The organism is Streptomyces sp. DSM 40750 (genome assembly GCF_024612035.1).
Lineage (GTDB): Bacteria > Actinomycetota > Actinomycetes > Streptomycetales > Streptomycetaceae > Streptomyces.
Map to the genome: position 1 here is coordinate 9,957,552 of NZ_CP102513.1, position 24,876 is coordinate 9,982,427.

The window sequence follows — 24,876 nt, forward strand, 5'->3', positions numbered from 1 at the left end:
GTCACGCCGTCAGCGCTGCAGTGTCAGCAGACCCGGACGGTAGGGCAGGAGGCCGTAGTCGCCCCCGGAGTTGGGGTTGCGCCCCTGGTAGAGGAACCGCAGATTGCAGGGATCGACGGTCATGGTCTGATCGGGGCTGGTGCGGATCAGTTCGCCATGGCTGATGTCGTTGGTCCAGGTGGCGCCACTGTTGGCCTTGCCGGCGAAGGGATTGCTCTCGGTCGCGGCCTGGGGTGTCCATGAGCCGTTCAGACTGGTGGCCGTGAACGAGCGGAAGTAGCGGCCCTGCGAGCCGATCGCCTCGACGATCATGAGGTAGCGGTTCTGGCCCTGCAGCTTGTAGACCTGCGGGGCTTCGAACAGGTTGTTCGTCGTATCGCTCATGACCACTGTCGAGGTCGTGCCGAAGCTGCCCGGGAAGTTCCCGATCGGCATACTGGCCCGGTAGATCTTGCCGTTGTCACCGGCGAAGAACAGGTACATGTTCGTCCCGTCACCGATGAGCGTCTGGTCGATGGGTCCTGTTCCGGAGCCGGTGATGCTTCCGGAGAAGAGCACCTGCTGGGATGACCAGCCGTTCGGGTTGGTGGGGTCGCTGGACGTCCGGTAGGAGAAGGCGGTCCCGCCCCACTGGTAGGCGAGCACCCAGATGTTCTTCGGCGCGAAGTAGAAGAGCGTGGGCGCGACGGTGGAAGCCGACATCGCGTTCTGGCTGGCCGAGGCCATCTCCGACCAATTGGTGAACAGGCCGAAGTTCATCGAACCCCAACTCGTCCCCGTGTCGTGCGTCGTCGCATAGACGAGTTGCCTGCCGTTGTAGGGGACGACGGTGAAGTCCTTGAGCGAGACCCACCCCGGCTTGGGCTGCGCCAGCGCGCCCGTTGATGTCCAGCGGTATGTCGACGGCAGATCGCACGGGCCGGGGTTGTCGCCGCCGACCTTGACGAGCTGCCACTGCTGGTTGGCGCCGCCCCAGTCGTCGTACTGGACGATGTTCGCGTTGTCGGCGGTGGAGGCGCCTTGGACTTCGAGGGCCTTGTCGCTGTGGCGCGAGATGAACCTCACGTAGCCATCCGAGCTGTCGGCCAGCCGCCACTGCTGGTTGGTGCCGTTCAGGTCGGCCCACTGGACGATCGAGCCGCCGTTCGCGGTGGACCAGTTGTGGACGTCCAGCACCTTGCCCGAGTGGCGGGACTTGATGCGGTAGTAGCCGCCCCCGGAATCGACGAACTGCCACTGCTGCTGGTTCTGATCGTTCCTGGTCCACTGGGTGAGGCGGGCGCCGTCGTTGGTCGCCATGTTGTAGACATCCAGGGCCTTGCCGCTGTTGCGGTTGACCAGCACATACGAGGCGTTGGGGTCTACGGTCGCCGCGCCGGCGGGCTGGGCACCGAGGAAGGTGGCCACGAGCAGCAAGGGCGCAAGCACGGCGAGTAAGCGTCTCAGACGGACCGGGGACGGGTGGCGAAACCACATCAGAGGGCCTCCTTTTTTGGGGGGCGGGGGTGAGGTGACCCCGATGAACCACGGAGCGGATGTGCCGGGGGACAGGGACAATCTCGAAACATTTCGAAGAATTCCACGATGCTTCGACGCCACAAGCTAGGAATGCGGGGCCCTCCGGTCAAGGCCTGTCGCCGATCTGTCCACAAACAGCGCTTCCGCTTAGCTGTCGGGCAAGCGGCGTCCGCACAGTCGTCCCGGCCCCGGCCCGGCCTTACGAGATCCGTCGACGGCGGCGCCGGGTTCGCCGTCCGGCTCGCCGGGATTCCGAATGTTTCGGGAGAGGAACCGAAACTTCTTCTGTGGTGTGTATTGACGATCCATCGTCAATACTTCAATCTCCCAGTCTGAGAACCGGCCCTAGTTCGAGATATCGAACCACGTCGGCCCTGGGCAATCTGTGCTGCACGGCAGATCCACGCACAGCTGCACGACAGATCCGCGCCCAAAGCACCTGCGCCACCCCGTTTCGTTCCGGTGAGGTTCGCACCAGCGCATCCTGGCTCTTCGCGCAGTTGGAGAGGTACGCGACGCCGCGTGGCGGTCCCCCGGCTGAGCCGCGTTGGAGTGCCCCATGCCTGTGTCGAAACACCGCCGCCGCCCGCCGTACGTCACCCGACGGCCGACCGGGTGCCGTCCGCGCCGGTTGAGATCGTCCCTTTCCCATGACCGCGAGGTCCGGTGATTCCGTGCCGCCCGAGTTCCGGCCGGCCCGTCCGTCTGCCGAGTGGGAGCGGACGACGCATTCCCCTGCGCTTCAGCCCTTCCGTGATTTCTACCTTGGAGGCACAGCCATGGGCTCGTATGCCCTTCCCAGACCCGTTGTCCGCCGGAAGATCCGCGGCCTGCTGTTGGCGCTGGTCGTCGGCGTCCTCGGTGCGGCCGCCGCACTGGTCGCGCCGCCGACCGCACACGCCGCCGAGAACACGCTCGGCGCCGCGGCGGCGCAGAGCGGCCGCTACTTCGGCACCGCCATCGCCTCGGGCAGGCTGGGCGACTCGGCGTACGCGACGATCGCGGGCCGTGAGTTCAACTCGGTGACGGCCGAGAACGAGATGAAGATCGACGCCACCGAACCACAGCGGGGCCAGTTCAACTTCACCGCCGGTGACCGCGTCTACAACTGGGCGGTGCAGAACGGCAAGCAGGTGCGCGGCCACACCCTGGCCTGGCACTCCCAGCAGCCCGGCTGGATGCAGAGCCTCAGCGGCAGCACGCTGCGCCAGGCGATGATCGGCCACATCAACGGCGTGATGGCCCACTACAAGGGCAAGATCGCCCAGTGGGACGTCGTGAACGAGGCCTTCGCCGACGGCAGTTCGGGAGCCCGGCGCGATTCCAACCTGCAACGCACCGGCAACGACTGGATCGAGGTCGCCTTCCGCACCGCGCGCGCCGCCGACCCGGCCGCCAAGCTCTGCTACAACGACTACAACGTCGAGGACTGGACCTGGGCCAAAACCCAGGCCATGTACGCCATGGTCCGAGACTTCAAGCAGCGCGGCGTGCCGATCGACTGCGTCGGCTTCCAGTCGCACTTCAACAGCGGCAGCCCCTACAACAGCAACTTCCGCACCACCCTGCAGAACTTCGCCGCCCTCGGCGTCGACGTGGCCATCACCGAACTTGACATCCAGGGCGCCCCGGCCACGACCTACGCCAACGTGACCAACGACTGCCTGGCCGTCCCGCGCTGCCTCGGCATCACCGTCTGGGGTGTGCGCGACACCGACTCCTGGCGACCGGAGCACACGCCGCTGCTGTTCAACGGCGACGGCAGCAAGAAGCCCGCCTACACCGCCGTCCTCAACGCACTCAACGGCGGCTCGCCTACGCCCCCTTCGGATTCCGGACCGATCAAGGGCGTCGGTTCGGGCCGCTGCCTGGACGTGCCCGGCACCAGTACCACCGACGGCACCCAGCTCCAGCTGTGGGACTGCAACAACGGCACCAACCAGCAGTGGACGCACACCGCCGCCGGCGAGCTCAGGGTCTACGGCAACAAGTGCCTGGACGCCGCCGGCACCGGCAACGGCACCAAGGTCCAGATCTACAGCTGCTGGGGCGGTGACAACCAGAAATGGCGCCTCAACTCCGACGGATCCATCGTCGGCATCCAGTCCGGCCTCTGCCTCGACGCCGTCGGAAGCGGCACCGCCAACGGCACTCTGATCCAGCTCTACTCCTGCTCGAACGGCAGCAACCAACGCTGGACCCGCGCCTGATGGGACCTGCCACAGACGAAAGGGTGAGTCGATGAAGACCTACGGTGCGGCTTCCCCCGCCCCTCCACGCAGACATCGCTGGTGGTCCCGGGTCGCCGCCGTGGTGGCGGCGACCCTCGCGATCGGCATGCTCGCCGCGGTGAATCCGGCGCCCGCCGAGGCGGCGACGGTGGACACCAATGCCTGGTACGTCCTGGTCAATCGCAACAGCGGCAAGGCGCTGGACGTCGCTGACGCGTCCACCGCCGACGGCGCGCGGATCAGCCAGTGGACGCGCAGCGACGGAGCCAACCAGCAATGGCAGTTCGTGGACTCCGGCGGCGGCTTCTACCGCCTCAAGGCCCGGCATTCGGGCAAGGTTCTCGACGTGGCGGGCGCCTCGACCGCAGACGGTGCCGCGATTCAGCAGTGGGCCGACCACAACGGGGCCAACCAGCAGTTCCGCCTGGCCGACTCCGACGCGAACCACGTCCGGCTGATCAACCGCACCAGCGGCAAGGCGGTGGAGTTGCAGGGTGCCTCCACCGCCGACGGCGGCAACGTCGTCCAGTACTCCGACTGGGGCGGCGCCAACCAGCAATGGCAGATGATCAAGCTGTCGTCCGGTGGTGGCGGTGGTGGTGGTGGCGGATGCGGCAGCGCCCCGACCCTGGCGAGCGGTACACACACGATTCAGAGCGGCGGCAAGAGCCGCAGCTTCATCCTCAGGGTTCCCGCCAACTACGACAACAGCCAACGCTACCGGCTGATCTTCGCGTTCCACTGGCGGGGCGGAACCGCCGGCGACGTCGCCTCGGGCGGCACGAGCGGGAACGCCTGGTCCTACTACGGCCAACAGGAACAGTCGAACAACAGCGCGATCCTCGTCGCCCCTCAGGGCCTCGGCAACGGCTGGGCCAATTCGGGCGGTGAGGACATCACCTTCGTCGACGACATGATCCGGCGAATCGAGGGCGGCCTCTGTGTCGACCCGGCACAGCGCTTCGCCACGGGATTCAGCTGGGGCGGCGGTATGAGCTACGCACTCGCATGCAGCCGGGCGAACGTCTTCAGGGCCGTCGCGGTCATCTCCGGCGCTCAGATCAGCGGGTGCAGCGGCGGCAACCAGCCCATCGCCTACTTCGGAATCCACGGCATCAGCGACTCCGTCCTCAACATCGGGCAAGGACGGTCCCTGCGCGACAGATTCGTCAGCAACAACGGCTGCACCCCCCAGAGCCCACGCGAGCCGGCGCCGGGCAGCCGAACGCACATCACCACCACCTACTCGGGCTGCCGTGCCGGATACCCGGTCCAATGGGCCGCGTTCGACGGAGGCCACATACCCGGTCCGGTCGACGGCTCCTCCGGCGAAAGCGGCGTCACCACCTGGACCAAAGCAGAGATCTGGAGGTTCTTCGCACAGTTCCAGTGACACGCCCGCACCACGGGTGGAGCCAGGATGATCCTGGCTCCACCCGACGTCCATCCCGGATTGAAGGACGGTCAGGCCTTTCCAGGAGAGCTCCCACGCCCAGCAAAGAATCCTTTGCTCGCACGTTTGTCATGCGGGAGTGCTCTGCGTGTTTCGTAGCGGTGCCGTCTGCGGTGCGCGACCATACGGACGCCGACATCACATTCATCGGCATGGTGCGTGAAATCACCGAGACAGAAAGAAGGAAGACGTGTCCGGTAGCGAAAGCGAGAACCCGGCAATCGCCTCTCCGACCCCCACGCCGACTCGGCCCAGGACGAACCGGGACTGGTGGCCGAATCAGCTGGACCTTCAAATTCTCCACCAACACTCGTCCCGCTCCAATCCGATGGACGAGGACTTCGACTACGCGAGAGAGTTCGCGACCCTCGACCTCGACGCACTGAAGCAGGACGTCTTCGACGTGATGACGACGTCACAGGAATGGTGGCCCGCCGACTACGGCCACTACGGGCCGCTCTTCATCCGGATGAGTTGGCACGCCGCGGGCACGTACCGTGTCGCCGACGGCCGGGGCGGTGGCGGCAGCGGCGCTCAGCGCTTCGCCCCCCTGAACAGTTGGCCGGACAACGCGAGCCTCGACAAGGCGCGCCGTTTGCTGTGGCCGGTCAAGCAGAAGTACGGACAGAAAATCTCCTGGGCCGACCTTCTGGTTTTCGCCGGTAACTGTGCCATGGAATCGATGGGATTCAAGACGTTCGGGTTCGGGTTCGGGCGAGAGGACATCTGGGAACCCGAGGAGATCTTCTGGGGGCCCGAGGACATCTGGCTCGGAGATGAGCGCTACAGCGGCGACAGGGAACTCGCCGATCCCTTCGGTGCCGTGCAGATGGGATTGATTTATGTCAATCCGGAGGGGCCCAACGGAAACCCGGATCCGATGGCCGCCGCCCGGGACATTCGCGAGACATTCGGGCGCATGGCGATGAACGACGAGGAGACGGTCGCGCTCATCGTCGGCGGCCACACCTTCGGCAAGTGTCATGGTGCGGTCGATCCCACGTACATCGGCCCGGAACCCGAGGCCGCACCCGTCGAGCAACAGGGTCTCGGCTGGTGGAACGCGTACGGCAGCGGCAAGGGCACCGACGCGCTGACCAGTGGGCTCGAGGGCGCATGGACCTCCGAGCCGACCCGGTGGAACAACGAGTACCTGGACAACCTGTTCAGGTACGAATGGGAGCTGACGACGAGCCCCGCCGGTGCCAAGCAGTGGACTCCCACGGATCCTTCGGCCAAGGGCACGGTGCCCGACGCTCATGATCCGTCGAGGAGGCACGCTCCGATGATGCTGACGACGGACCTCGCGCTGAAGCTGGATCCGGTCTACGGCCCGATCTCGAAGAGCTTCCACGAGAACCCGGACAAGCTCGCGGAAGCCTTCGCCAAGGCGTGGTACAAGCTGTTGCACCGCGACATGGGACCCGTCACGCGCTACCTCGGCCCGTGGGTTCCCGAGCCGCAACTGTGGCAGGACCCCGTCCCTGAGGTCGATCACGAACTCGTCGTGGCCGAGGACATCGCCGCTCTCAAGAGCAGGATCGTCGGCTCGGGGCTGTCCATCTCCCAGCTGGTCACCACGGCTTGGGCATCGGCGGCGAGCTTCCGCGGCACCGACAAGCGGGGCGGGGCCAACGGGGCACGGATTCGCCTCGCGCCGCAACGTGACTGGGAGGTCAACCACCTGCCCGAGGTGGCCGAGGTGCTGCAGAAGCTGGAGCAGATCCAGCAGGACTTCAACCGCTCACATGCCGGCGGCCCGAGGGTCTCGCTCGCCGACCTGATCGTCCTGGGCGGGTGCGCGGCCGTCGAGCAGGCCGCGAAGAACGCCGGTTACAACATCACGGTCCCGTTCTCGCCGGGACGCACGGACGCCTCACAGGAACAGACCGACGTGGAGTCCTACGCCGTGCTCGAACCCAGGGCCGACGGATTCCGGAACTACGTCCGCGCGGGAGAGAAGCTGTCGCCGGAGACACTCCTGCTGGACCGCGCCAACCTGTTGACACTGACCGCCCCCGAGATGACGGTACTGATCGGCGGCATGCGGATCCTGAAAACCGGATACAAGCGATCCTCACACGGCGTCTTCACTCACCGGCCGGAGACACTGACCAACGACTTCTTCGTCAACCTGCTCGACATGGGCACGGAGTGGAAGGCGTCGACTTCGGACGAGAACGTGTTCGAGGGCCGGGATCGCGCCACGGGCGAGCTCAAGTGGACCGCCACCGCGGTCGACCTCATCTTCGGATCACACTCCCAGCTCCGAGCCGTCTCGGAGGTCTACGCGTCCCAGGACGCGGGACACAAGTTCGTGCGTGACTTCGTGGCCGCGTGGGACAAGGTGATGACCCTCGATCGGTTCGACCTGGCCTGAACCCGATGTCCGGGCGGGGGCAGGGACGCTGGTCCCCCAGAGCTCCCGCAGCGCTTCCAGGGCGGGCACGCGCACGCCACACAGCACGCGTGCCCGCCGAGCGCAGAGGGCCAGTCACACCAACCGGCCCCGCTCGTCAATTCTCCTGGAGCACGGAGAGAACGTTCCCGGCCGGGTCGGTGAACCACGCGATCGCCGCAGGACCGCCGTCACCGACACGGACGATGCCCTTCTCGTCGTGGTCGAATCCGGGATAGCGCTCAAGGCTCACGCCGCGCCGCTCCAGTTCATTGACGGCGGCCTCGATGTCGTCCACGGGGAAGTTGAGAAGCGTGAACGTCGCGGGGGTGTGCGTCTCCTTCGGATAGACGAAGACACGCGCGCCGCTGCCGAGTGTGAGGGTCAGCATCCGCATGTCCCCCTCCCCGGTCTCCTCCACCCGGAGACCGAGAGTCTCACCGTAGAACCGGCGGGCCTCGCCGAGGTCGTCGACCGCGAAGCCGCTGAACGCCTGCGACTGTCCGAACATGCCGTGTGTCTCCTTCATGGGTGAGCCGTCACAAGCTCTCAGGGCACCACCACACGGACCACGGTCAACGGCACGCCACGCGGTCGACGCCCGGATGGTCGTGCGCCCTTCACCCTCACAAAGCGATGGCCGGCCGCCGCCTGTGCTCCGTCGACGGCGGAGCACAGGCGGGCAAGCGTGGCGCGGACCTTGCTCCCGAGCACGTCCTCCTCGGCGAGGACGGGGCCGTACGGGCTCTGGGTGACCGGCCGTCAGAAGATCTCCTCGGCGGGCGACCCGCCGCAAGCCGGGCATCGAACTGGTACTCGCCCGCCAGGCCACCCGCGGGGGCGTCGTCAGCGCGACGCCCACCGCTCCGTACTCGGACTCAGCTGCACTTACGTCCGGTGTTGATGCACTGGACCGCCTTGTTCATCACCTTCGCGTCGAAGACGTTGATGAAGTCACCGTGGTCGGTGACCGGCTTGTGCTGCTGCTCGGGGAAACCGTCCAACGAGAAGAACGGACGGGTCTTGCCGTTGTCCTTGAGGCTGGGCGCGTCCACGTCGTACACCAGACGCTGCACCAGCTGCGGAATGGCCTTGAAGCCGGCCGGGCAGTTGCCGCCTGCGTCGGCGAAGGCCACGTGCGTACGGTGGTTGGCGCTGTCGATGTTCGTGCCGTCCCAGCAGCTCTGGAACTTGAAGGTGCGCACCACGTCACTGCCTGACGGGCAGAGGGGGTACTTGTCCTTCAACTGCACCTTGTTCTCGAAGCCGGTGCAGCTCCAGGAGGCGTTGGCGTTGGCCGTGCCGTTGACGAACGCTTTGGCGTCACCGGTGATGATGCGCAGGAACTTGGGCATCGCCACCACCTTGCCGCGGGGGCTGCCCACGAAGTTCAAGGTGGCCTTCTTGGCCGTCAGAATCCGGCCCGTGTTGCCCTCGGCGCCGCCGCCCTGCTTGTCGGCGTCGAACTCCTTGGTGCCGTCCTGCAGGCGCAGCACCGGCCAGTAGTACGACGACTTGTCGCCCTTGTTCTGGCAGCTGGTCCCGGCCTTGGCGAAGTCCTGGTCGCTCGAGAAGGCGTCGTTGTCCTGGTTGCCGATGTAATCGTGCATGTGGTGTGCGCCGTTGGTGACACCGGGCGCGACGATGACGTTGTCGCTGTTGTACAGCTTGTTGGCGTTCACCCCGCACTTGCTGACGAAGACACCCTTTGAGGCCTTCGCCGACCTGGCGGGCGTGCGCACATTGGACTTCACCTTGGTGATGTCCACGAAGTCCGCGGCGACGGGGCCGTTGCCGGTCCCTCCGGCATTGGTGTTGTCGCCACCCTGGTTGTTGTTGCCGCCCTGGCCGGCGCCGGGCTGGTTGCCGGTGGCGCGCAGCGTGCAGGCCGCCAAAGCGTCAAGGCCCTGCGGCTTGGCTGCCACACGGCCGATGGCGATGGCGATCCGGTCGATCGTCGCCTTCCGCTTGTCCTTCAGCGGACCCACGATCGCGTTCTGGGCGAAGTTGGGGTCCTGCTGAATCGCCTTCTGGGAGGTGGAAAGGCGCTGGTATGCCTCGGATATCTGCTTGTCGAGGAGCGCCAGTTCCCTGTCGACCTGGGCCTTCGCCTGGGCGGGCACCGATGTCAACTGCTGGCCGACGTCGGGGCAGTCAATGGTGGAGGTGCCGGCCGCGAGCGCCTGGTTCTGGGCAGAGCCCTTCGACGCGCTGGTTTCGTCGGCCGAGGCGTAGATGTTGACCGCCACCAGTCCACCGGCCCCCACGGCCAGTGCGGCCGCCGCGCCTACCGCCCGGCGGGCAGTCGTCGATCTTTTTCGCGTGTTGCGTCTCATCGGGCCTCTCAAGGACATCTCCGGAGCCGGCAGGACTTTCCGGCATGGGGTAAGCGCGTCCTCAGATACGGATGTGCGCGCCGAATGTTCAGCGAATTTTCAGATTCATAGGTTCCTCCATCCATAAACGGTGCATGAGCTCCCAATCCGGGCAGGTTCGGCTTCCAGTGCAGATGCATCAGTGGCAGCGACAGCGCATCCCGGGCTCCCGTACGCGCATGAGCACGGCGTTGAGGCCGGCGGTGCCGTGCGATGGCCGCGCCTGCACACCTTCGGTGGTGGCGGGAACGTTCCGGTGGGCCGCCTCGTTGTCTCCGAGCCCGTTTTCGTCACTGATCCTGGGAGCAACGTGCCCGAGACCACGCCCGCCACTTCCACAGTTCTCCCCGCACTTCCGACCCTGAGCGCGCAGGCCGAGCGACTGATCGAACTGGGCGTGCACGAGCTCGCCGGACTGCCCGTCGGCGAGCTTCGTGCCTTCGCCGAGACCGCCGTGGTACCTGAGGGCGGCGTCGGCGCTCTGCTCGCGGTCCACCCGGACCTTGCCCCTGCCTCCGCCCTCGCGCCGCTGCTCCGCCGGGACGGCAAGCCGGGCTTCGTCGTCACCGACATGCCCGACGTCGACCGCTTCGCCCCCTGCGCCATTGAGCTGCCCGATGCCCGCCTCTACCTCGTGACCGGCCTTGACCGCGGTGACCACATGGCCAACTGGAGCCCGGAGGAGGCACTGCCGACCCTGACCAAGGAGGATCGCACGCCGCTGCTGCTCACCGAGGGCATTCACTGGGTGCTCCAGCAGCCGGCGGTCCTCGAGCGCAACCACTGCTTCATGACCATCGGATCCCGGCTGCGTAAGGCGAACGGCACTCTGGACGCCCGCACCCCGGCGATCTGGATCAGCAACGGCACCGGGCGGGACGGCCGCGAGCGCCGCGACGCACCCAAGGTCGGCTGGTGCTGGTGGGGCAACCGGCACACCTGGCTCGGCTTCGCCTCCGCGACGAGCCGCAGGGGACACGACCTGTAACGGAGGAAGGGTCAGCCGCGGCCCCAGGGGCCGCGGCTGACGTCCCATCACGAAGTGAACGGCGTGGAACCGTCCTCCGCGACAATGCTCCACAGATGGTCGGCGGTGCCGTTGTCGTCCCACTGCAGGGCCTGCGCCCCGGACGACTTGGACATCCCGTCGATCCCCAGCACCAGCCCGCTGTTCTTGTTCACGAGCTTGGCGTAACCACCCCCGGCATCCACCACGGACCACAGATGGTCGGCCGTGAGCGTGTCGCCCCACTGCAGCGCTGTCGCGCCGGCCGTCGTGGAGGCGTCCTTGATGCCGAGCACCTGCCCGCTGTTGGTGTTGAAGATCTTGTAGTAGCCGTTCTCGGCGGGGACGATCTTCCACCAGTGGTTGGCGGAGTCACCGGCGGTCTGCTGCTGTACGGCTCCGCCGGGGGCGATCGAGGAGCCGGCGATCCCGAGTTCCAGGCCGCTGTTCTTGTTGGTGATCTTCACCGGTGGTGTTTCCGGGTACCAGGACTCCAGTTCGGTGACGCCGACGAACTTGCCTGCCTGCGGGGTGAACACGACCCGGAACTGCGACGTCGTGATCGTCGGGAAGGTCACCTCATTGGCGTTGTTCGCGACCGGAGTGGTGGGGCTCTTCGTCTGGCTCGGGACGTTCACCCACGCGCCGTCTTTGAGGTACTGGACGGTATAGCTCGCCGGGACCCGGATGTTCACGCCGTCGTCGTACGTGTAGAACTTCACCCCGTTGATCTTGCGTGGCGCGCCGAAGTCGACGCCGAGGTGGTCGGTGGCGTTCGGTGAGCCGGAGTTGGTCCACCGGTCGTCGGGGATCTTGTCGTACCGGATCCAGCCGTCCGTCGCCCGTAGCGGGGCGTCGAAGGTGTTGGGCTTGCAGGTCTGGCCGCTGTGGCAGTGCGGGCCGTTGGAGACGGTGTTGGTGTAGGAGGCGAAGGCCTTCGGGTAGGGCTGGGTGACGGTGCGGCCCAGCCAGTCCTGCTCGGCGGTGAGCGGGTTGGCCGCGACGTTCATCATCCGGGCGGGCTGCGCCGGGGTGATGGGGGCGGCCACGTTCACGGTGGTGTTGCCGATGGTCGAGGACTGGTGGATGCGCTGGCCGTCCTGGAAGATCTGCAGGCCGCTGCCCTTGCCGTAGTGCGAGCCGTCCCGGTCCCAGCGGATCGACAGGGTGTGCCCGTGGTAGGGCAGGCTCTCCACCGCGAACCAGTCCCAGCCCGACGGGATCAGTGGCTTCAGCACCAGGGTGTTGTTCGCCTGCGGCTTGATGCCCAGCAGACCGGAGAGCACCAGGTCGTTGAAGCTGGAGTGGTTGTAGTGCTCGCTGAAGTTGAACCCGTCGTAGATCCAGTCGCCGGTGTCACCGTTGGCGGCCTCGGCGACGTAGGGCTTGCCGTCCTTGTGCTGGAGGTCGGCGAACTGGGCCAGCATCGTCTGGTAGTCGGCCTTGGTGACGAAGTTCTGCGAGGGGTAGTCCTGGAGCAGGTTCGCCAGGCCGGTCAGGATCTGGCTGGTCTGGTACGGCCAGCTCGGCCCGTTCCAGTGGCAGCAGTTGGCGTCGTCGCGCTTCTGCTCGGCGGGGATCGCCTCGTAGTTGAAGTACGGGTTCGCGGTGATGCGGTCGAGCTCGGCGAAGCCCGTGCCCTTGGTGAACTTCAGCGTGTTGGCCCCGGCCTTCATGGGGACCTGCACGGTGACGGACTTCGTCTCCGAGAACTGGCCCCAGCTGCCCCCGGGGGCGTAGCTGACGGTGACGGGGTTGGCGGTGTCGCCGTTCACGACGACCTTGTGGGTCGATGTGCCGGAGGTGGCGTTGGCGTAGTGCACCGTCACCGGGTACGTGCCGTTGCCGGGCGCGTCCACGGTGAAGGTGACCGCGCTGTCGTCGAAGTCGATCTGGCCGACGTACTTGCCGTTGGAGGCAGTCGACGAGTTCTGGGTGTTCGCGTGGACGACGGTGGCCTGTTCGGCCTCGAAGTCGTGCACCCGCTCCAGCGTCGTGGGCCCGAACGGTGCCTTGAAGCGCTTGGAGTCGGTCAGGTACTTCCACGCCGACGAGTACTGCGCGTCCGGCAGGTTGAACGCCCAGGGGGCGAAGCCCATCGCCTCGCGCCAGGTCGTCCGGGTCTGCTTCAGCGTGCCGTTGGTGCTGTCCGTGTTGTAGACCTGCATGAAGAACTGGCGCTGCGGATCCCACAGCGAGTTCTGCACGGCGGCCTTGAGCTGCGCGGCCTTCGCGTCGTACTCGCTCGCGGTCGCCGTGTCGCCGTTCATCGTGGAGATCTTGCTGATCGCCTGGGCGGCGCTGAACATGTACGCGTTGATGGTCGGCCGGTAACCGCGGCCGCCGCTGAACCAGTTGCTGCTGTGCATCGACGTCTCGGTGTACTCCGTGGCGTCCGACAGCGGGGTCTGGTGGTACAGGTCGCTGGTCGAGGCTGCGCCGTTGACCGTGATGTCGGTGGTGAAGTTCGAGTCCCACCGCTTGTACAACGCGATCAGGTGAGGGAGAGCCGACTTGATCTGCGCGGCGTCCCCGGTGACGAGGTAGCGCTGGTACGCGGCGCTCGTGATCCACTCGCTGAAGTTCCGCGCGCCCGAGTTGCCCGCCCCGCGCAGCCAGAAGTCCAGGTAGTCACCCGCGTAGTCGCGGTTGTGCAGCCAACGCCCGTCGAGCAGGTGGTAGCCGGTGGCGTCCGGAAGCGCGGTGTACGGGTTCCCCGCGTAGCCGATCGGCACGTCGTACTCGGTCGACACGTACCCCGTACCCGGCACGGTGTAGCGGAGCGCACGCTTGAAGGTGCTCCACCGGTAGTAGTAGACCTCGTCGATGTCGTTGTCGGGCGTGTCCAGGAACGGGATGTTGTCCTTGTACCACCTGCGCTCGTCGAGCTGGTTGGCGGCGAGGATCGCGTCCTTGTCCAGCGCGACGGCGTTGGGGTCGTCGGCGGCCTGGGCCGGGCTCGCTCCCGGTCCTGCGGACAACAGGCTGATGGACAGCACCGAGCCGCACAGGGCGGCCAGCGTGCGGCTGCTACGTCTGGGACGGTAACGCATAGAGGTGTCCTCCATTGGGCACTCATGCGATGGTTCGAGATGTTCGAAATTGCGAACGTTGTTCGAAATTCTGCGAGACGGTAATGACAGGGCTCACAGGAAGTCAAGAGGTTGGACGGGGCCGCTTAAAGCGCTGCAAGCGGCCGGCGCGCACGCAGGTGGCTCGGTTCGAGCGCGATCACGACCCCGCTCGTCGGACGCTCACAGATAATCGGTTGCTGTGGGTGATGGTGGCGGATGCGATGTCCGGCATGGTCACCCAGGTGCGCCCGCCTCGTCACTCGGGAGATGCCCACGTATGAATACGCCCCCATCGCCACCTGGAGCGGTGCGGACTGACGGATCATCCGTCCGGATCGGCGCTCTCGTTCCGCTGACTCGGCCTGGCTGGGTCGAGGCGGGCCAACACTTGCTGGCCGGTCTCGAGCTGGCCGTTCGCGAAGTCAATGAAGCCGGCGGGATCGCCGGAAGACCACTCGAGCTGGTGGTCCGAGACACCGCGGCTGATCCACAGAAGGCCGCGGCGGCCGTGGACGAACTGGCCGGCCTGGGCGTGGCTGCCTTGGTGGGGGAGTATCACAGCGTCGTCGCTCGCGCCGCTGCCGCCAGGGCCGACGCCCTCGGCCTGCCGTACCTCTGCTCGTCGGCCGTTCTCGACGCGCTCACCGACCAGCCGACGGAATGGGTCGCGCGCCTCTCCCCGCCGCAGTCCCGCGGCTGGCAGGTCTACGCGGACTTCCTCCTCGGCACGGGCCACAGTCGCATCGCCGTAGCAGCCCAGCCGAGTGTCTACTGGGCATCCGGCGCCCGCATTCTGCGGGACCACCTCGCTCCACGCGGCGGCACCGTCATCGAACTCGACATGCGCGCGCTCGCCCCCACGGCCGTGTGCGACGAACTCGTCGCCAACGGCGCGACAGCCCTCCTTCTTCTGGTCGGCCACCCGGAGCCGGCAGTGTCGATCGTCAGGTCTGTCCGCCGCGACGAGCGCCTCGCCGAGATCCTGATCGGTGCTCCGGCCGGGCAACCGGAGTTCGCCGAATGGGCGACGCTGCTGGGCGACGACGGCGCCGCGATCCCGTTCCTGCGCTACCTGCCCGAGCGCCTCAGCCCACTCGGTACACGAGTCGAGACGGCCCTGCGGGAGCGGCTGGCCGAAGCGCCCTCCTTCGTCGCCTTCGAGGGCTACGACACGGTCGCCGTCCTCGCCGATGTGCTGCGTTCTCACGGCACGGACCGGGCGCGCACTGCCGAATCCTGGCCGCGCGTCGCGGTCGAAGGCACCCGCGGGCGGATCCAGTTCTCCCGCACGCCCGGCATCAGCGTCTGGCAATGGGCTTGGGCGCCGATCCAAGTCGTTGATCGAGATCCGGCGGAACCCGATCGCTTCCGGATCCTTCACGCCGGCTGAGAGGGCACGGAGGTACCACTGGGTGCCTCAACTGTCGAAGTCGACGGTGAGGGTGTCGGAGGCGGCATGGGTCTGGCAGGTGAGGACGTAGCCCGCGGCGACCTCCGCCGGTTCCAGCGCGTAGTTGCGGCGCATGTCGGCGGTGCCGTCGGTGACGAGGGCGCGGCAGGTACCGCAGACGCCACCCTTGCACGCGAACGGCAGGTCGGGGCGGGCCTGTTGGGCACCGTCGAGGACACTGCGGTGGCGCGGTGCGGCGAACGTGGTCGCCCGGCCGTCGAGGACCACGGTGACCTCGCTCGTCGGGCCCCGGTGGGTGGCGTCGTCGCGGTCGACGGTGGTCGTCGTGGGTGGTTCCTCGTCCGCGTGGAAGAGTTCCTGGTGGACACGGTCCGCCGGGACGCCGAGCCCGGTGAGGAGCGCCCGGGCGTCGCGCACCATGCCGTGCGGGCCGCACAGCCACCAGTGGGCGACCTCCCGGACATCGAGGAGGGCGTCCAGCAGCGCGGTGAGCCGTTCGGTGTCGAGTCGGCCGGAGAGCAGCTCGGCCTCGCGCGGCTCGCGGGACAGGACGTGGGCGAGCTGGAAGCGGGCCGGGTAGCGGTCCTTCAGATCCGCGAGTTCGTCGGCGAACATCACCGTGCCGGTGCGCCGGTTGCCGTACAGGAGCGTGACGCGCGCGTTCTCGTCCGCGGCGAGGAGGGACGCGGCGATGGACAGCATCGGCGTGATACCGGACCCGGCGGCGAGGAGCACCTGGTGGCCCAGGCCGCCCGGAGCGGTGAGATCGGGGCTGAACGCACCGGCCGGGGCCATGACTTGCAGGGTGTCACCTGGGCGTACGCCGTGCACGAGCCAGGAGGAGAACAACCCGCCGGGCACCACGCGGACGCCGATGCGCGGCGCCGTACCGGCCGGTGAGCAGATCGAGTACGAGCGCCGCTCGTCGCGACCGTCGATCTCGCGGCGCACGGTGAGGCACTGACCGGGCCGGAACGCGAACGCGTCGGCCAGCCGGTCGGGGACCTCCAGGGTGAGGGCCGCGGCATCGGCGCACAGCGGCTCCACGGCGGCCACACGTAGCGCGTGGAATGCCGGACGGCGGCGGGACCGAACGGGGGACGGGTTGGCGGGAACGGTCATGGCAGGTCCTTGACGTGGGGGAACGGCTCCAGGCAGGTGCGGCAGCGCCGAAGCGCCGTGCAGGCGGTGGCGGCGAAGCGGGAGATCTCCTCCGTGTCGGCCGAGGCGCAACGCGGGCAGGGCACGGCGGGCGGGGCCTGGCCCAGGTCCTGGCCCAGGGAGTGGACCGGGTACGGGACTTGGGGGGCCGACGTGGTCGTCAGGCTCAGCCATGTTCGGCCCGCCGCCGGACCCGGGGCGTGTCGCGGGCCCGGCGGTGCGATGCCGTGCTCCGCCAGTCTGCGGCGGCCCTCGTCCGTGATCCGGTCGGTGGTCCACGGCGGGTCGAGCACCGTGACCACCCGCACGTCGGGGAAGCCTGCGGCCCGCAGCCGGGTGACCACCTCGGCGCGCATCTCGGCCACGGCGGGGCAGCCCGAGTACGTCGGGGTGAGCCGTGCGACGACGGTTCCGTCCGGCGTCACCTCGACACCGTGCAGCACCCCGAGGTCGGCGAGCGTCAGCATCGGCAGCTCGGGGTCGGGGACCTCGGCGGCGATCCGCCACGCCCGTTCCGCCTGTTCCCCGCGGTGCCCGGCGCGCTCCGGCGACGCCGTCACCACGACGCGTCCGGGTGGGCGCGGGCGACGCTCTGCAGTTCGGCGAGGAGCGGCGCCAGATGCGAGGTGTGCTCGCCCTTCCTGCCGGAGCCCGGCACCGGGCACGCCGGCGTGCCGAGCGGGGACATGTCGTCGGGCCGGTTCAGCCCGGCATCGGCCAGCACCTGGAACAGCTCCAGCCGGGTCCGCTCGGCCACGGCGGCCGGATCCGCGCCGAGACGCTCCGCCGTGCGGTCCGTCAGCAGTTCGTCCAGCCAGGGTGCGAGGGCGTCCCACGCGGCCCACACCCGTCCGGCGGACTCGGCGGTGCCGTCACCGAGCCGTACCGTCCACTCGGCGGCGTAACGGCGGTGATAGGCCAGCTCCTTGACGCTCTTCGCGGCGATCGCGGACAGCACCGGGTCGGGGGCCGCGGTGAGCGCCTCGCACACGGCCAGCCGCCAGACGGACAGCACCAGCAGCCGGGCGACGGTGAACGCGAAGTCGCCGCCCGGCAGTTCGGCGAGGCGTACGTTGCGGAAGTCCTCCGGGGCACGGAAGTAGGCGTACGCGTCCTCGCCGCGGCCCGTGCCGTCGGCCCGGCCGGCTCTGGCGTACAGCAGACGGGCCTGGCCGAGGAGGTCGAGGCCGATGTTGGCCAGCGCCAGCTCCTCCTCCAACTCCGGGGCGCGGGTGCACCATTCGGCCAGCCGCTGCGCGGACACCAGGGCGTCGTCGCCGAGGGCCAGACAGCAGGCGGCCAGGCCTTCCGCGTCGACACCCTCGGGCACCGCCTGGTCGACGCCGTGCAGCGGATCGGTGAACCCGGTGCCGAACGCCCAGCGGGCGCTGTCGCTGTCGACGTACAGCTCCTCGTCGGTCATGCGCTGCTCCTGGATGGTCATGGGTGGTCATGGGTGGTCTGGATGGGGGAGACGTCCCTCGACGGACGTCGCTGGATGGACGTCGCTGGATGGACGTCCCTAGATGTGGGGGACGTCGTCGGGGATGTCGTAGAAGGTGGGGTGCCGGTAGACCTTGTCGCCGCTGGGCGCGAAGAAGGGGTCCTTCTCGTCGGGTGCGGAGGCGGCGATGGTGTCCGAGCGCACGGCCCAGATGCTCACCCCCTCGTTGCGCCGGGTGTAGACGTCACGGGCGTGGCGGAGGGCCATCTCGTCGTCGGCGGCGCGCAGGGAGCCGACATGGACGTGGTTGAGGCCGCGCTTGCCGCGGACGAAGACCTCGTAGAGCGGCCAGTCGCCCTTGCGCGTCGCGCTCATGCCGCCGCTCCTTCCCGCGCGCGGACGGCCCGCTTGGCGGCGTACGCGGCCGCCGCCTCCCGTACCCAGGCGCCCTCCTCGTGGGCGGCCCGACGGCGGGCGATCCGCTCGGCGTTGCACGGCCCGTCGCCGGAGACGACCCGCTTCAGCTCCTCCCAGTCGGGGGTGCCGAAGTCGTGGTGGCCGCGCTCCTCGTTCCAGCGCAGCTCGGGGTCGGGCAGGGTGACGCCCAGTTTCCCGGCCTGCGGGACGGTCATGTCGACGAAGCGCTGCCGCAGCTGGTCGTTGGAGTGCCGCTTGATCCCCCAGGCCATGGACCGGGCCGAGTTGGGGGAGTCGTCGTCGGGCGGGCCGAACATCATCAGCGAGGGCCACCACCAGCGGTCGACGGCGTCCTGCACCATGGCCCGCTGTTCGTCGGTGCCGCGCATCATGGTCAACAGCAGTTCGTAGCCCTGCCGTTGGTGGAAGGACTCCTCCTTGCAGACGCGGACCATGGCGCGTCCGTAGGGGCCGTACGAGGTGCGGCACAGCGGGACCTGGTTGCAGATCGCCGCGCCGTCCACGAACCAGCCGATGACGCCCACGTCGGCGAAGGTGCGCGTGGGGTAGTTGAAGATCGAGGAGTACTTCTGGCGGCCGTCGATCAGCCGCCGGGTCAGGTCCGAGCGGTCGGCGCCGAGCGTCTCGGCCGCGGAGTAGAGGTAGAGGCCGTGGCCTGCCTCGTCCTGGACCTTGGCGAAGAGGATCGCCTTGCGGCGCAGGGAGGGCGCGCGGGTGATCCACTCGCCCTCCGGCTGCATGCCGATGATCTCCGAGTGCGCGTGCTGCGCGATCTGCCGGATCAGCGTCTTGCGGTAGGCATCGGGCATCCAGTCCCTGGGTTCGATGCGCTGGTCCCGGGCGATGGTGTCCTCGAAGGCTGCCTCGGGGTCGTACGGCCCCGGGGGCGCCGAGGCGGGGTCGTGCATGACGTTCATGACGGCGGTGTCCTGTCGTGGTCGGTTCGTAGTCGGTCAGTTCGGGATAGTTGGGCGGGATCGTTGGGGACCGGTCAGTGTCCGCGGAAGACCGGGGCGCAGCGTGCCAGGAAGGCCCGGACGGCCTCGTGGTGGTCGCTGGTGGCGCCGAGCCGGCGTTGCACGACGGCCTCGCGTTCCAGGGCTGTCGGCAGCGTCGAGCCGGCCGCGGACCGCAGCAGTGCCTTGGTCTCCCGGTATGCGGCGGTGGGGCCGTCGGCGAGCCGACGGGCGAGGGCGAGCCCCTCGGCGGCGGCCCGGCCGTCCGGTACGACGCGGTGCACCAGCCCCCAGTCCTCGGCGTCCCGCGCCGAGAAGCGGTCGCCCAGCAGCATGAGCCCGCCGGTCCGGGACGGGCCGAGCTGACGGACCAGGGCGCGGGCGACGCCGGAGTCGGAGGCCAGCCCGAGGCCGCCGAAGGCGGTCGCGAACCGGGCTCCCTCGCCGGCGACCCGCACGTCGGCGCAGAGCGCGATGCCGAGACCGGCCCCGACGCAGGCGCCCTCGACGGCCACGACGAGCGGCACGGGCAGCGCGTTGAGCTCCTTCACCAGCGGGTTGTAGTCGTTGGGGATGTTCGCGAAGGCCTTCGCCGGCTCGCCGTCGAGCAGCCGGGCGTGCTCCTGGAGGTCCTGCCCGACGCAGAAGTGCTTGCCGCGCGCGGTGAGCAGGGCCGCCCGGACACCGCGTGCGGTGTCCGTCGTCAGGCGCCGCGCGGCCAGCAGCAGCGCGCCGCGCAGGTGCGCGTCGAGTGCGTTGCCGCTCGACGGACCGCACAGTTCGAGGACCGCGACGCCGTCGGTGACCTCGTACGTCACTCCGTGCGAGCGGTCCGCCGCCGGGGTCGTGCCGTCGTCGTTCACCATCGGTAGAACCCCTGACCGGTCTTGCGGCCCAGCTCACCGCGGGCGACCTTCTCCCGTAGCAGCCGCGGCGGCGCGAAGCGTTCGCCGAGCGTCGTGCGCAGGTGCTCCGCGATGGCGAGCCGCACGTCGAGTCCCACCACGTCGGTCAGCCGCAGCGGGCCCATCGGGTGCCGGTAGCCGAGGCGCATGGCCTTGTCGATGGCCTCCGGGTCGGCGACCCCTTCCTCGACCATGCGGATCGCCTCCAGGCCGAGGGCGAGGCCGAGGCGGCTGCTGGCGAACCCGGGGGAGTCCTTGACGACGACGTCCTCCTTGCCGAGGGCGTGCGTCCAGCGGACCGCCGCGTCGAGGGCCGTCGCGTCGGTTTCGGGGGCCAGGACCAGTTCCACGAGGGCGGAGACGGGCACGGGGTTGAAGAAGTGCATCCCGAGGAAACGCCCAGGACGCCGCAGAGCCGCCGCGAGTTCGGTGACGGACAGGGAGCTGGTGTTGCTGGCCAGCACGCATCCGTCCCGCACGACGTCCTCGGCGGCGGCGAGCACCTCCGCCTTGAGGCCGGCGTTCTCTGGGACCGCCTCGACGACGAGATCCGCGTCGTGGGGCAGTTCGGCGACCGACGACACGGCGATCACCCGTTCCGGCACGTCCAGGTCGGACGGTCCGGCGAGCGTCCCGCGTTCGGCCGCCTGCCGAAGTCCCGCGGCGATCCGCTCCAGGGCGGCGGCCGCCGTCGCGCCGTCGCGCTCCACGACGACCACGCGCGACCCGACGGCCGCGAACGACTGGGCGATACCGGCGCCCATACGTCCACCGCCGATCACCCCCACCACGGAAGGCGCTGCTGCTGCCGAACTCATGCCCGGCCCCCCTTCTTCTCCAGGAACCGCGTCATGCGCTCCTGCTTGTCCGGGCTCTCGAAGAGCACCGCCTGAGCCAGGTCGTCGGCCACGGGATGGGCCCCGGCCGCATCGGTGACGAGCTTGGTGAGCCGCAGGGCGAGCGCCGAGGAACGGGACATCCGGTCGAGCACCGCGTGCGCCTCGTCGAAGAGCCGGTCCGTCGGTACGACGTCCATGACCAGGCCGCAGGCGAGGGCGGCCCCGGCGTCGAGGCTCCGCCCGGCGAGCAGGACCTGCTTGGCCACCGACTCGCCCACCAGCTCGCGCAGCCGCCAGCACGCCCCGGCGGCGGCGAGGATGCCCAGCCCCGGTTCGGGGTTGCCGAAGACCGCGTCCGGCCCCGCGATCCTCAGGTCGCAGGCGTACGCCAACTCGGCCCCGCCGCCCAGCGCCCAGCCCGGCACGACGGCGATCGTGGGCAGGGGCAGCCTCCGCACCCGCTCGAACAGACGGCTGTTGATCCCCTCCAGCGCCTCGTCCCGGCCGCGCCGCCGCAGTTCCCCGATGTCGGCGCCGCCGGCGAAGACCCCGCCGTGCCCGGTGAGCAGCAGCAGCTTCGGGGTGCGCTCCAACTCCTCGCAGACGCGGTGCAGTTCGGAGATCATCAGGCCGTCGATGGCGTTGCGGGCGGCGGGTCGGCGCAGGGTGACCACCACCCGGTCGGCGCGCTCCTCGACCGACAGCGTCTCGTACGGGCGGTCCGCGGCTGTGTCGTTCATACGCGCTCCACGAGCATGGCCACGCCCTGTCCGACCCCGACGCAGAGGGTCGCCAGGCCCCGTCGGCCGCCCTCGCGTTCCAGCCGGCCCAGAAGGGTGAGCAGGACGCGGGTGCCGGAGCAGCCCAGGGGGTGGCCGAGGGCGATGGCGCCGCCGTCGGCGTTGACGCGGTCCGGGTCGAGCTTCAGGCGGCGGATGACCGCCAGGGCCTGGACGGCGAAGGCCTCGTTGAGTTCGATCGCGGCGAGGTCGTCGACCGTCCAGCCGGCCCGGTCCAGGGCCTTGGTGGTGGCCGGCACCGGGCCGAGCCCCATCAGGTGGGGTTCGACCCCGGCCGAGGTGGCGGTGACGACACGGGCCCGGGGAGTCAGCCCGTACCGTTCCACCGCCGCCCCGCTCGCCACCACCAGGGCGGCGGCCCCGTCGGACAGCGGCGAGGAGTTGCCCGCGGTGACGACGCCGCCCGGGCGGAACGCGGTGCGCAGGCCGCTCAGCCTCTCCAGCGTGGTGGTCGGGCGCGGCCCCTCGTCCTCGGTCACCTCACCGTCCGCCACCGGCACCGGGACGATCTCCGCCGCGAACCGGCCCGCCGACCGCGCGGCCACCGCCCGACGGTGGCTGCGCAACGCGAAGGAGTCGGCCTCCAGACGGGTGATGCCGTCCAGGGCGGCGACCTCCTCCGCGGTCTCCCCCATCGACAGTGTGGTCGTGGCGGGGAAGCGCGGGTTGGTGAAGCGCCAGCCGAGCGAGGTGTCGTGGACGTCGCCCGGCCGCGCCCAGGGGGTGCCCGGCTTGGCCATCACCCAGGGCGCACGGGTCATCGACTCGACTCCGCCGGCCACGACCAGTTCGGCCTCACCCGCCCGCACCGCCTGCGTGGCGGAGGCGACCGCGGTGAGCCCGGAGGCGCACAGCCGGTTGACGGTGTATCCGGGCACGGTGTGCGGAAGTCCGGCCAGCAGGACGGCCATCCGGGCGACGTCACGGTTGTCCTCGCCGGCCTGGTTCGCGGCGCCGAGGATCACCTCGTCCACGGAGTCGGCCGGGATCCCGGCGCGTCGCACGGCCTCGCCGACGACGAGGGCGGCCAGGTCGTCGGGGCGTACGGACGCCAGGGCACCGCCGTAGCGGCCCTGTGGAGTGCGGGCCCCGTCGATCAGATAGACCTCATCGGACATCGGAGTGCTCCTTGTGCTCCTCGGCGGGAGCGTGGCGGCGGGACTGGAGGACGGCGAAGCGACCGGTGACGAACGCCGGGTCGGTCAGGGTCGCGTTGGCGGCCGGGTTGGCCGAGGTGCCGTGGAAGTCGCTGAAGGCGGCGGACTGGTTGGGGAACACGTCGGCGGTCAGGTTCTCCGACAGGTGCACGCCGGCCTCCAGGGCCGTCGCCCGCGCCGCCGCCAGGGCGTCCTCGCCGGTCGTGTACACGCAGGCGGTGAGCGCACCGTGGCGTCGTACGGTGTCGTGCAGGACGCGCAGCGAGTGCGCGGTGTCGTCGGTGGCGATGACGAAGGAGACCGGTCCGAACCACTCGCTCGTGTAGGTCTTCTCGTCGGCCTCGGCGTCGAGCCGGGCCACCAGCGGGGTGCGGACGACGGCGTCGGGATGGTCGGGGTGGGTCACGGTGCGGGAGGGATGGGCGGTACGGCCCAGGGCTGCCGCCTCCTCCAGCCGCGCGAGCACTCCGCCGTTCACGATCGCGCCGAGGGTGGCGGTGGCGCGGGCCGGGTCGGCGAGCAGGTCGTCCAGCGCGGAGCCCAGGTCGGCGGCGAACTCGTCGGCCGTACGCGGCCCTTGATCGGTGGCGAACCCGTCACGGGGCACGAGGATGTTCTGCGGGGTGGTGCACATCTGGCCGCTGTAGAGCGACAGCGAGAACGCGAGGTTGCGCAGCAGTCCGGCGTAGTCGTCCGTGGAGTCCACCACGACGGTGTTCAGACCCGCCTTCTCCGTGTGGACGACGGCCTGGCGTGCGTTGTCCTCCAGCCAGTCGCCGAACTCGCTGGAACCGGTGAAGTCCACGATCCGCACATCGGGGTGGGTGGCCAGGGCGGGAGCGGTGCGCTCCTCGGGGCGCGAGGCGGCCAGCAGCACCACGTCCGGGTCGAAACCGGCCTCCGCCAGCACCTCGCGGGCGATCCGCACGGTGATCGCCAGCGGCAGCACGGCCCGCCGGTGCGGCTTGACGACCACCGGGTTGCCGGTGACCAGGCTCGCGAAGAAGCCCGGATAGCCGTTCCAGGTGGGGAAGGTGTTGCAGGCGATGAGCACGGACACGCCCCGGCCGACCGGGGTGTAGGTCTTGTCCATGATCAGCGGGCCGCCTCGGCGCCGGGGCTTGCTCCAGCGCGCGGTGGCGGGGTGGCGCCGCTGTGCCTCCCAGGCGTACGCCACCGCCTCCAGCCCACGGTCCTGGGCGTGCGGCCCGCCCGCCTGGAAGGCCATCACGAAGGGCTGGCCGGTGGTGTGCTGCACGGCGTGCGCGATCTCGAAGCTCGCCGCGTTCAGCCGGGCCAGGATCTCGGCCGCCACGCCCGCCCGGACGTCGGGGGACGCGGAACGCCACGCCGGCGCTGCGGACTTGGCCGTCGCCACGGCGGCCCCGGGAGCCAGGTGCGGGTAGCTGATGCCGAGGGGGAAGCCGTACGGCGACACCTCCGAGGCGGGGACGGTACCGGTGGTGGGGTGCCCGTCGAGAGGGAAGGGGCGGTCGAGGAGGTCACGGAAGGCAGCCTCGCCCGCGGCGGGCGCTTCGGCTCCGTACGCGGAGGTGCTGGGGGCCTCCGGGTAGGGCGTCCAGTAGCCGCGGTCGGCCGTGCGGGCCGCAGCCTGGTCGAGGAGATCCGCGTGGCGGGCGAAGAAGTCGGGATGCTGGTGGGGGGACGACTGGTCGGGGGACTGGTCGGGGGACATGAAAACTCCAGGCC

19 protein-coding genes are annotated in these 24,876 nt (G+C 69.3%); 5 read left to right on the forward strand and 14 right to left on the reverse strand.

The annotated features are described in order from the left end of the window. Positions 1-9: 9 nt before the first annotated feature. On the reverse strand, positions 10-1,476 hold the full coding sequence (locus JIX55_RS43630) for a non-reducing end alpha-L-arabinofuranosidase family hydrolase (RefSeq protein ID WP_257568736.1): 1,467 nt from the start codon (positions 1,474-1,476) through the stop codon (positions 10-12). A gap of 821 nt (positions 1,477-2,297) precedes the next feature. Between JIX55_RS43630 and JIX55_RS43635 the strand changes: the two genes are divergently transcribed. From JIX55_RS43635 to katG, 3 genes are all read left to right on the forward strand, one after another. Next, positions 2,298-3,728 (forward strand): endo-1,4-beta-xylanase, encoded by a 1,431-nt coding sequence (locus JIX55_RS43635; RefSeq protein WP_257568737.1) that lies wholly within the window; start codon positions 2,298-2,300, stop codon positions 3,726-3,728. A gap of 31 nt (positions 3,729-3,759) precedes the next feature. Beyond that, a complete protein-coding gene (locus JIX55_RS43640; protein WP_443046667.1) occupies positions 3,760-5,142 on the forward strand; it encodes an RICIN domain-containing protein in 1,383 nt (460 codons plus the stop codon). A 250-nt stretch (positions 5,143-5,392) separates the two neighbouring features. Continuing rightward, positions 5,393-7,582, forward strand: a complete 2,190-nt coding sequence (gene katG, locus JIX55_RS43645; protein ID WP_257568738.1) for a catalase/peroxidase HPI — start codon at positions 5,393-5,395, stop codon at positions 7,580-7,582. 136 nt (positions 7,583-7,718) lie between these two features. Here katG and JIX55_RS43650 read toward each other — a convergent pair whose 3' ends face one another. Together JIX55_RS43650 and JIX55_RS43655 are read right to left on the reverse strand one after the other, a co-directional pair. Beyond that, positions 7,719-8,111, reverse strand: coding sequence for a VOC family protein (locus JIX55_RS43650; protein WP_257568739.1), 393 nt, complete (start codon positions 8,109-8,111; stop codon positions 7,719-7,721). 367 nt (positions 8,112-8,478) lie between these two features. Beyond that, positions 8,479-9,936 (reverse strand): DUF1996 domain-containing protein, encoded by a 1,458-nt coding sequence (locus JIX55_RS43655; RefSeq protein ID WP_257568740.1) that lies wholly within the window; start codon positions 9,934-9,936, stop codon positions 8,479-8,481. A 349-nt stretch (positions 9,937-10,285) separates the two neighbouring features. Between JIX55_RS43655 and JIX55_RS43660 the strand changes: the two genes are divergently transcribed. Continuing rightward, positions 10,286-10,963: a DUF5701 family protein gene (locus JIX55_RS43660; protein ID WP_257568741.1), complete on the forward strand. Its 678-nt coding sequence runs from the start codon at positions 10,286-10,288 to the stop codon at positions 10,961-10,963. A 47-nt stretch (positions 10,964-11,010) separates the two neighbouring features. On the opposite strand, the gene JIX55_RS43665 is transcribed toward JIX55_RS43660, so the two are convergent. Further along, positions 11,011-14,034, reverse strand: a complete 3,024-nt coding sequence (locus JIX55_RS43665; RefSeq protein ID WP_257568742.1) for an MGH1-like glycoside hydrolase domain-containing protein — start codon at positions 14,032-14,034, stop codon at positions 11,011-11,013. A 298-nt stretch (positions 14,035-14,332) separates the two neighbouring features. Here JIX55_RS43665 and JIX55_RS43670 point away from each other — a divergent pair, with 298 nt between their 5' ends. Next, positions 14,333-15,445: an ABC transporter substrate-binding protein gene (locus JIX55_RS43670; RefSeq protein WP_257569692.1), complete on the forward strand. Its 1,113-nt coding sequence runs from the start codon at positions 14,333-14,335 to the stop codon at positions 15,443-15,445. 27 nt (positions 15,446-15,472) lie between these two features. On the opposite strand, the gene paaE is transcribed toward JIX55_RS43670, so the two are convergent. The 10 genes from paaE to paaN all read right to left on the reverse strand — a co-directional run bounded on the left by paaE (position 15,473) and on the right by paaN (position 24,862). Then, positions 15,473-16,588: a 1,2-phenylacetyl-CoA epoxidase subunit PaaE gene (gene paaE, locus JIX55_RS43675; protein WP_257568743.1), complete on the reverse strand. Its 1,116-nt coding sequence runs from the start codon at positions 16,586-16,588 to the stop codon at positions 15,473-15,475. Further along, positions 16,585-17,190, reverse strand: a complete 606-nt coding sequence (gene paaD / locus JIX55_RS43680; protein ID WP_443046668.1) for a 1,2-phenylacetyl-CoA epoxidase subunit PaaD — start codon at positions 17,188-17,190, stop codon at positions 16,585-16,587. Before paaD ends, paaE begins: the two co-directional genes overlap by 4 nt. Further along, the gene (gene paaC, locus JIX55_RS43685; RefSeq protein ID WP_257569694.1) at positions 17,184-18,050 is read right to left on the reverse strand and encodes a 1,2-phenylacetyl-CoA epoxidase subunit PaaC; all 867 of its coding nucleotides are present in this window, start codon (positions 18,048-18,050) and stop codon (positions 17,184-17,186) included. Before paaC ends, paaD begins: the two co-directional genes overlap by 7 nt. 99 nt (positions 18,051-18,149) lie before the next feature. Continuing rightward, complete coding sequence (paaB, locus tag JIX55_RS43690) at positions 18,150-18,446, reverse strand: 1,2-phenylacetyl-CoA epoxidase subunit PaaB (RefSeq protein ID WP_257568744.1); 297 nt, start codon at positions 18,444-18,446, stop codon at positions 18,150-18,152. Then, the gene (gene paaA, locus JIX55_RS43695; protein WP_257568745.1) at positions 18,443-19,426 is read right to left on the reverse strand and encodes a 1,2-phenylacetyl-CoA epoxidase subunit PaaA; all 984 of its coding nucleotides are present in this window, start codon (positions 19,424-19,426) and stop codon (positions 18,443-18,445) included. Before paaA ends, paaB begins: the two co-directional genes overlap by 4 nt. Positions 19,427-19,500: 74 nt before the next feature. Further along, entirely contained in the window at positions 19,501-20,331 is an 831-nt protein-coding gene (locus tag JIX55_RS43700) for an enoyl-CoA hydratase/isomerase family protein (protein ID WP_257568746.1), read from the reverse strand. Next, on the reverse strand, positions 20,325-21,188 hold the full coding sequence (locus tag JIX55_RS43705; protein ID WP_257568747.1) for a 3-hydroxyacyl-CoA dehydrogenase family protein: 864 nt from the start codon (positions 21,186-21,188) through the stop codon (positions 20,325-20,327). Before JIX55_RS43705 ends, JIX55_RS43700 begins: the two co-directional genes overlap by 7 nt. Then, complete coding sequence (locus JIX55_RS43710) at positions 21,185-21,949, reverse strand: enoyl-CoA hydratase/isomerase family protein (RefSeq protein ID WP_257568748.1); 765 nt, start codon at positions 21,947-21,949, stop codon at positions 21,185-21,187. Before JIX55_RS43710 ends, JIX55_RS43705 begins: the two co-directional genes overlap by 4 nt. Continuing rightward, on the reverse strand, positions 21,946-23,127 hold the full coding sequence (locus tag JIX55_RS43715; protein ID WP_257568749.1) for a thiolase family protein: 1,182 nt from the start codon (positions 23,125-23,127) through the stop codon (positions 21,946-21,948). Before JIX55_RS43715 ends, JIX55_RS43710 begins: the two co-directional genes overlap by 4 nt. Continuing rightward, positions 23,117-24,862: a phenylacetic acid degradation protein PaaN gene (gene paaN / locus JIX55_RS43720; RefSeq protein ID WP_257568750.1), complete on the reverse strand. Its 1,746-nt coding sequence runs from the start codon at positions 24,860-24,862 to the stop codon at positions 23,117-23,119. Before paaN ends, JIX55_RS43715 begins: the two co-directional genes overlap by 11 nt. Positions 24,863-24,876: the final 14 nt, after the last annotated feature.